Below are 6,701 nucleotides of genomic sequence, written 5' to 3'. Positions count from 1 at the left end.
CCCTTGATCTAACAAAGAAAACTACAATTACAATAAATTTTACATTACTTATTGACATTTAATAGTTTGTCTTTTTTCGACAAGTAAAAGTGTATCATTGATGAGATAAATTTACAATAATAGACACATATTGAAATGTGTCTAGCACTGTAATATTGTAAGTGCTAAAAATAGTGTTATACTGAAATCAGTTAAAGGAGATGTTACATATGAAGTGGTTTGATTCAGATTATGATTATATTGATGAATTCACAACACAATGGAATGAAAGGTATAAAAAGGCTAAAAGAATGAGTATAATATTAAGTATAGTATTGATTCTTATTGGTGCTTTGTGTTTTGCGTTTCCAGAAAAGGTATTCACAACGATTCAAATTATCGCAGCCATTGGCTTGATCGTTTGGGGTGCATGTGAAATTTATTCATATATCACCACCACTTTCTTCTTTAGAGACGCAATGTGGCTAGCTAGCGGTATCTTAAATATTTTGTTAGGTTGTTTGTTATGTACGATGCCAGTCACAATTACTGTAAGTACATTGACATTCTTATTTGCGTTTGTATTATTGGTCAATGGTATTCAAAAGATTACTTGGGGTTCTAGACTTAGTTTCTTTAGAGTAATCGATACGAAGTATTTAAGCTTTACTGGTTGGATCAATCTATTGTTAGGTATTATTTTTTTGGTAATGCCATTCCAAAGTGCTTTAGTCATCAATTATGTTATCGCGACCTATTTGATTGTGGCAGGTCTTAGTTTGTTGATTGAAGCTGTTTCAATGAAAAAGATTTAAAAGGGGTAAACATGGAAAATTTTAAGTTTTATGCACCGACAAAAGTGTATTTTGGTAAAGATGAAGAACAAAGGGTTGGAAAGATCTTAAAAGAATTTCATCCAAAGAAAGTATTGATTCATTATGGGGGTCAGAGTGCCATTAAATCCGGTCTTTTGGATCGAGTAAAAAAAGCGTTGGATGAAGAAAGTATTGATTATTGTTTATGCGGTGGTGTTGTTGCCAATCCACTACTTTCAAAAGTGAATGAAGGAATTCAAATTTGTAAAGAAGAAGGCGTTGACTTTATTCTTGCGGTTGGTGGAGGAAGTGTTTTAGATTCAAGTAAAGGTATTGCGTATGGTGTTTATAATGAAGGTAATGTCTGGGATTACTACGCAAGAAAGAAAAAGGTGAAGGGTGCTTTACCTATGGGGTGCATTTTAACTTTATCGGCAACTGGAAGTGAAATGAGCAATTCAAGTGTAATCACAAATGAGGATGGAAACTTGAAACGTGGTTTAAGCAGTGATTATGGATATTTTAAATTTTCTATTTTAAATCCAGAATTAACATATACTGTATCTAAATATCAAACAATGTGTGGATGTACAGATATAATTATGCATACACTTGAAAGATATTTTACGCCATACCAAACATTGGATTTGGTGGATCAAATGGCAGAAAGCTTAGTCCGTACTGTCATTAAAAACGCAAAAATTTTGTTAGAAGATCCTACTAATGAACAGGCTCGCTCTGAAATTATGTGGGCAGGAAGTGTTTCGCATAATGACATGACAGGAGATCGTTCTTTAGGAGATTGGGCTTGCCATCAATTGGAACATGAATTAAGTGGAATGTTTAATGTAGCACATGGTGCGGGTCTTGCGGCTATTTGGGATAGTTGGGCAAACCATGTATATATGGAAAATCCAACGCGATTTGCGAAGCTTGGACATCGTGTGTTTGGCTTGGATGATTCGGATACTTTATCTTGTGCATTGAATACAATTGAGAAGATGGAAGAATTTTTTAGAATGATTGGCATGCCGACAAGTATTCAGGGATTGTTGAAGCGTAAATGCACAGAACCTGAATTGTATGAATTAACATATAAATGCAGCTTTGAACATACGCGCACAATTGGTAAATTTAAAGAGCTAGATGAAACGGATATGCTTGAAATATATCGTATGGCAAATGAAAAGGAAGTCGCTTAATGACTTCCTTGTTTTGTTTTAGTTAAATAGACTTTTAATGAAGTTAATGATTTTGTCAAACCATCCTTCAGATTGGGCTTTGTTGAATAATCCAGATAATTGATTTTTTAAACTACCTGATAATTTATTTAATTGGTCCAATACTTCTTGTGAATCAATAGCTGAAGTGTTTTGGTATTTCTTGGCAAATGCAATCAATTTATCAATGTCATCTTGAGAAATGATGTCACTTAAATTGAATTTTTTCAAAGCGTCTTGTACAACTTGTTCAACTTGTTCGGCAGTTGCAGCACTACCTTGATTTTGTTTGATTTCAGCAAGTTCTTGTTTGATTTCGACTAAAGCCTGATCCAAGCGAGCAGAATCAAAGTTAGAGTTGTCTGCATTATTTTGAGCAATTTCATTTGTTGTTTCAAGCTCGTCTTGCGCAACTTGCGTACGATCTGAATCTAGTGTTTCTCCATTCGCTTCTAACGCCTTGTAAACACCAGTTAAAGCCGATTCTCCAGTTACTTTTGAAACGGAAGCAACATCGATTTCAACATCACTGACACCTGCTGTGATTGCCGCATTGGCATATTGGTTGGATGTGATTTTTGTGATATTGCTTTGCGTGATGATCTTTACTTTTACACCTGTACCAGAATCTTGTTTTTGAACCATGACACTTGAAATTAAGCTGGATGTATCACCACCGGCAATTCCTAAATAGTTGTATAGGTCATTGGCATCCACACTTGTTTCGTAGACGTTATTTGTATCTTCAATATCAAATAGTTCACGTGTACTTTGGATTTGATCTTCACTTAAACCACCACCATATACAACGGTTGGTTTCCCCCATTTTTCATCTATAACGGATGTATCGATTGCGAATACGTTCGTTGCAGTAGCTGAAATACTCATAACGGCTGCAAGAGATACGCCTAATAATTTATTACATTTAAACATTTTTTGTTCTCCTTTTGTATAAATTTACTTTACTAGTGTATCTTAACTTTATTTTTTGTGCAAAAGTTTTGAATCTTATGTGAAATTTTGTTATACTTTTGTGGTAAGTTAAAACTAACCGGAGGGATGGAAATGCAGCTAACACAATCACAGGAAGATTATTTAGAAACAATATATGTATTAAAGTCTCAACAAGAGAATGTTCGTGCTATTGATGTAGCCGCAGCTTTAGGCTTTTCTAAGCCGAGTGTTTCACATGCTTTAAAAGACTTGAAAGAAAAAGAATTGATTTATACAGATAAAACGGGATATATATATTTTACAGATCAAGGTCAGAAGCAGGCTAGTCAAGTCTATGAAAGGCATATTTATTTTAAGAATCAATTGCTTCATGCGGGTGTAGAACCTGTTCTTGCAGAAGAAGAAGCTTGTCGTATGGAACATACAATTAGTGAAGAGACCTTTAAAAAATTAAAGGGTAGTAAATGTGAGCGTTCATGTATTGATTGTAAAGGGGATGGATGTAAGTAAAAAGCGTGAAAAATTCACGCTTTTTTAGTCTTTTCCTTGAGGAATAAATGGCGTCAAAGCATCGGCCAATGAATGCAGGTTGCGAGATTGGATGTAGACTTTGCCGGTTCCGTGGAACACATTCACTAAACCTTCACCTGTAGTAAATCCAAATGTTCCAGATGCAATCTTGATTTCGTAATCTAAAGAATCGTCCCATGCGACAACGTGTTCATTATCAATTGTAATTGGATGATCTTCATCTACATTGATTTCCATGATATCACCATAAGCATTGATTAATAGATCACCTTGACCAGATGTATGCATGACAAAGAATCCACCGGTTCCACCAAATAATGCTTTTCCTACGCTTTGTGTTTTCATTTCGTAGCTAACGGTATTATCACAGGCTAGAAAAGCACCATTATTTAAATAGTAGTGACATCCTGGTGTAACTTCTAAGCATACAATTTTTCCTGGAATCGAAGGCGCGATGCCTAGTAATCCGTCAGGACTTGTTCCGGTAGCTTCTGTAATAAACATGCTTTCGCCACTGGTAATACTTCGTCCTAAGGCACCTAATACGCCACCAATACCTTTTTTGCTGCTGTTCATTTTTCCTTCAATCACAACGTTTGACATATAGGCCATAGAGCCTCTTTCGATTTTTACCGTTTCATTATTTTGCAGATTGATTTCAACGATAGGGCAATCTGAATCGCCTTTAATTTTATAGTCCATAATGACCTCCTTTATATTTCTTTCTTTAATTGTATCAAGTGTATGTGAATTTAACATTAATTATCAAAATTTATTTAAATTGACATAAATAATGTTGATATTAGGATTATCTTAATGATAAAGGGGGTTGCACAAAATTGGTTGGAAATTAAAATATTTACACAAATTAGCTGACTTTAAAAAAATAAAAAACCGGTTTCCTTTATGTAAAGGTCAAGCATTATTTTGTATGAATGTAAAGGCTTGTTTTAGAAAAATTTATTAGTATACTAGATGTATACAAAAAATAGTTGAACCTTCAACTATTTTTAGGAGGATTAATATGAATGTAATTAAAAGAAGTGGAGAAGAAGTCATTTTTGATGCATCAAAGATTGAAAATGCAATCAAAAAAGCAAATAAAGCAACAACACATAATCAAATGACGGATGAATTGATTCATTCTGTAACGCAAAGTGTGATCGATAAATGTGAAAACTTGAAGAGAAGTCCAAATGTGGAAGAAATTCAAGATATGGTTGAGGGCGAATTGATGGAACACCGTTGTTTTGCGGTAGCTCACAACTATATCACATATCGTTATGAACGTGCCTTAATTCGTAAGGCCAATTCAACAGATAAACAAATCATGTCTTTATTGGAGCGTAATAATGAAGAAGTTAAACAAGAAAACTCAAATAAGAATCCATTAGTAAATAGCGTTCAGCGTGATTATATGGCTGGAGAAGTTTCAAAGGACATCACAAAACGTTTCTTGTTACCTCAAGATGTTATGGAAGCTCATGAAAAAGGTATTATTCATTTCCATGATTCAGATTATTTTGCACAACACATGCACAACTGTTGTTTAGTCAATTTAGAGGATATGCTTCAAAATGGTACTGTTATTTCTGAAACAATGATTGAAAAACCACATAGTTTCTCTACAGCATGTAACGTAGCTACACAAATTATTGCGCAAGTTGCTAGTTCACAATATGGAGGGCAAAGTATTACACTTTCTCACTTAGCTCCATTTGTACAGGTTTCAAGAGAAAAAGCGCGTCGTGAAGTAAAAGAAGAATTAGAATCATTGAATTTAGATTCATCTGAAGACACAGTTAATAAAATGGCAGAAATGCGTGTTCGTAAAGAAATTGAAAAAGGTGTACAGATGATTCAGTATCAGGTTATCACATTGATGACGACAAATGGTCAAGCTCCATTTGTGACTGTCTTCATGTATTTAAATGAAGTGCCTGAAGGACAGACTCGTGATGACTTAGCTATGATTATTGAAGAAATGTTGAAACAAAGAATCAAGGGTGTTAAAAATGAAAAAGGAATTTGGATTACGCCGGCTTTCCCTAAATTGATTTATGTTCTTGAAGAAAACAACATTGAAGAAGATTCTAAATATTGGTATTTGACAGAATTGGCAGCTAGATGTACAGCTAAGCGTATGGTTCCAGATTATATTTCTGAAAAGAAAATGTTGGAATTAAAAGTAGATGCGAATGGAGAAGGTCATTGTTATCCATGTATGGGATGTCGTTCATTCTTAACTACATATTTAGATGAAAATGGTAAACCAAAATATTATGGTCGATTCAACCAGGGTGTTGTGACTTTGAACTTAGTTGATGTAGCTTGTTCAAGTAAGCACGATGAAGAAGCGTTCTGGAGAATCATGGATGAAAGATTGGCATTGTGTAAAAAGGCATTGATGTGTCGTCATGAAAGATTATTGGGTACACCAAGTGATGTAGCTCCTATTTTATGGCAAAATGGTGCATTGGCACGTTTGAAAAAGGGAGAGCCAATCGACAAATTATTATTCGGTGGATATTCTACAATTTCTTTAGGATATGCTGGATTATGTGAATGTGTATATTATATGACTGGACATCCTCATACTGAAGAGCCAGGAACTTCATTTGGATTGAAAGTTATGCAGTATCTAAATGATGCTTGTGCTAAATGGAAGGCAGAAGAAAATATTGACTTCTCATTATATGGAACTCCTATGGAGTCAACAACATTTAAGTTCTCTAAACATCTACAAGAACGTTTTGGAATTATTCCACATGTAACAGATAAGAACTATATCACAAATAGCTATCATGTTCATGTAACAGAAGAAATCGATGCATTTACTAAATTAACATTTGAATCACAGTTCCAAAAACTTTCTCCAGGTGGAGCAATCAGTTATGTAGAAGTTCCAAATATGGAAAACAACATTGAGGCTGTATTGGCAATTATGAAACATATTTATAATCACATTATGTATGCAGAGTTGAATACAAAATCAGATTATTGCCAAGTATGTGGATATACAGGAGAAATCAAGATTGTGGAAGATGAAAACCACAAATTAGTTTGGGAATGTCCAAATTGTGGAAATCGTGACCAAGAAAAAATGAATGTGGCTCGTCGTACTTGTGGATATATCGGAACTCAGTTCTGGAATCAAGGACGAACACAAGAAATCAAAGAAAGAGTACTACACTTATAAGAG

6 protein-coding genes are annotated in these 6,701 nt (G+C 34.4%); 4 read left to right on the top strand and 2 right to left on the bottom strand.

Annotated elements, in window-relative coordinates; all coding sequences use genetic code 11:
* The first annotated feature begins 209 nt into the window (after positions 1-209).
* Both Q0F04_RS05440 and Q0F04_RS05435 read left to right on the top strand, forming a co-directional pair.
* A complete protein-coding gene (locus tag Q0F04_RS05440; RefSeq protein WP_295751067.1) occupies positions 210-794 on the top strand; it encodes a DUF308 domain-containing protein in 585 nt (194 codons plus the stop codon).
* 11 nt (positions 795-805) lie between these two features.
* Positions 806-1,996 (top strand): iron-containing alcohol dehydrogenase, encoded by a 1,191-nt coding sequence (locus tag Q0F04_RS05435; RefSeq protein WP_295751064.1) that lies wholly within the window; start codon positions 806-808, stop codon positions 1,994-1,996.
* Between the two features lie 18 nt (positions 1,997-2,014).
* On the opposite strand, the gene Q0F04_RS05430 is transcribed toward Q0F04_RS05435, so the two are convergent.
* A complete protein-coding gene (locus Q0F04_RS05430) occupies positions 2,015-2,947 on the bottom strand; it encodes a DUF1002 domain-containing protein (protein ID WP_295751061.1) in 933 nt (310 codons plus the stop codon).
* Between the two features lie 132 nt (positions 2,948-3,079).
* Between Q0F04_RS05430 and Q0F04_RS05425 the strand changes: the two genes are divergently transcribed.
* Complete coding sequence (locus tag Q0F04_RS05425) at positions 3,080-3,478, top strand: metal-dependent transcriptional regulator (RefSeq protein WP_288522717.1); 399 nt, start codon at positions 3,080-3,082, stop codon at positions 3,476-3,478.
* A 24-nt stretch (positions 3,479-3,502) separates the two neighbouring features.
* Here Q0F04_RS05425 and Q0F04_RS05420 read toward each other — a convergent pair whose 3' ends face one another.
* Positions 3,503-4,201 carry a TIGR00266 family protein gene (locus Q0F04_RS05420; RefSeq protein WP_295751056.1) on the bottom strand — a complete coding sequence of 233 codons (699 nt, stop codon included), beginning with the start codon at positions 4,199-4,201 and terminating at the stop codon, positions 3,503-3,505.
* A 322-nt stretch (positions 4,202-4,523) separates the two neighbouring features.
* Between Q0F04_RS05420 and nrdD the strand changes: the two genes are divergently transcribed.
* On the top strand, positions 4,524-6,698 hold the full coding sequence (gene nrdD, locus Q0F04_RS05415; RefSeq protein ID WP_295564054.1) for an anaerobic ribonucleoside-triphosphate reductase: 2,175 nt from the start codon (positions 4,524-4,526) through the stop codon (positions 6,696-6,698).
* Positions 6,699-6,701 lie beyond the last annotated feature (3 nt).

This window comes from uncultured Holdemanella sp., from assembly GCF_934772795.1.
GTDB lineage: Bacteria > Bacillota_I > Bacilli_A > Erysipelotrichales > Erysipelotrichaceae > Holdemanella.
The sequence above is the reverse complement of the archived record's forward strand: the minus strand, read 5'-3'. Positions and strand labels throughout refer to the sequence as shown.

Bases quoted from the DNA above. Each gene is read 5' to 3' on its own strand.
- Q0F04_RS05440 (WP_295751067.1), top strand. From the start codon at position 210: ATGAAGTGGTTTGATTCAGATTATGATTATATTGATGAATTCACAACA.
- Q0F04_RS05435 (WP_295751064.1), top strand. From the start codon at position 806: ATGGAAAATTTTAAGTTTTATGCACCGACAAAAGTGTATTTTGGTAAA.
- Q0F04_RS05430 (WP_295751061.1), bottom strand. From the start codon at position 2,947: ATGTTTAAATGTAATAAATTATTAGGCGTATCTCTTGCAGCCGTTATG.
- Q0F04_RS05425 (WP_288522717.1), top strand. From the start codon at position 3,080: ATGCAGCTAACACAATCACAGGAAGATTATTTAGAAACAATATATGTA.
- Q0F04_RS05420 (WP_295751056.1), bottom strand. From the start codon at position 4,201: ATGGACTATAAAATTAAAGGCGATTCAGATTGCCCTATCGTTGAAATC.
- nrdD (WP_295564054.1), top strand. From the start codon at position 4,524: ATGAATGTAATTAAAAGAAGTGGAGAAGAAGTCATTTTTGATGCATCA.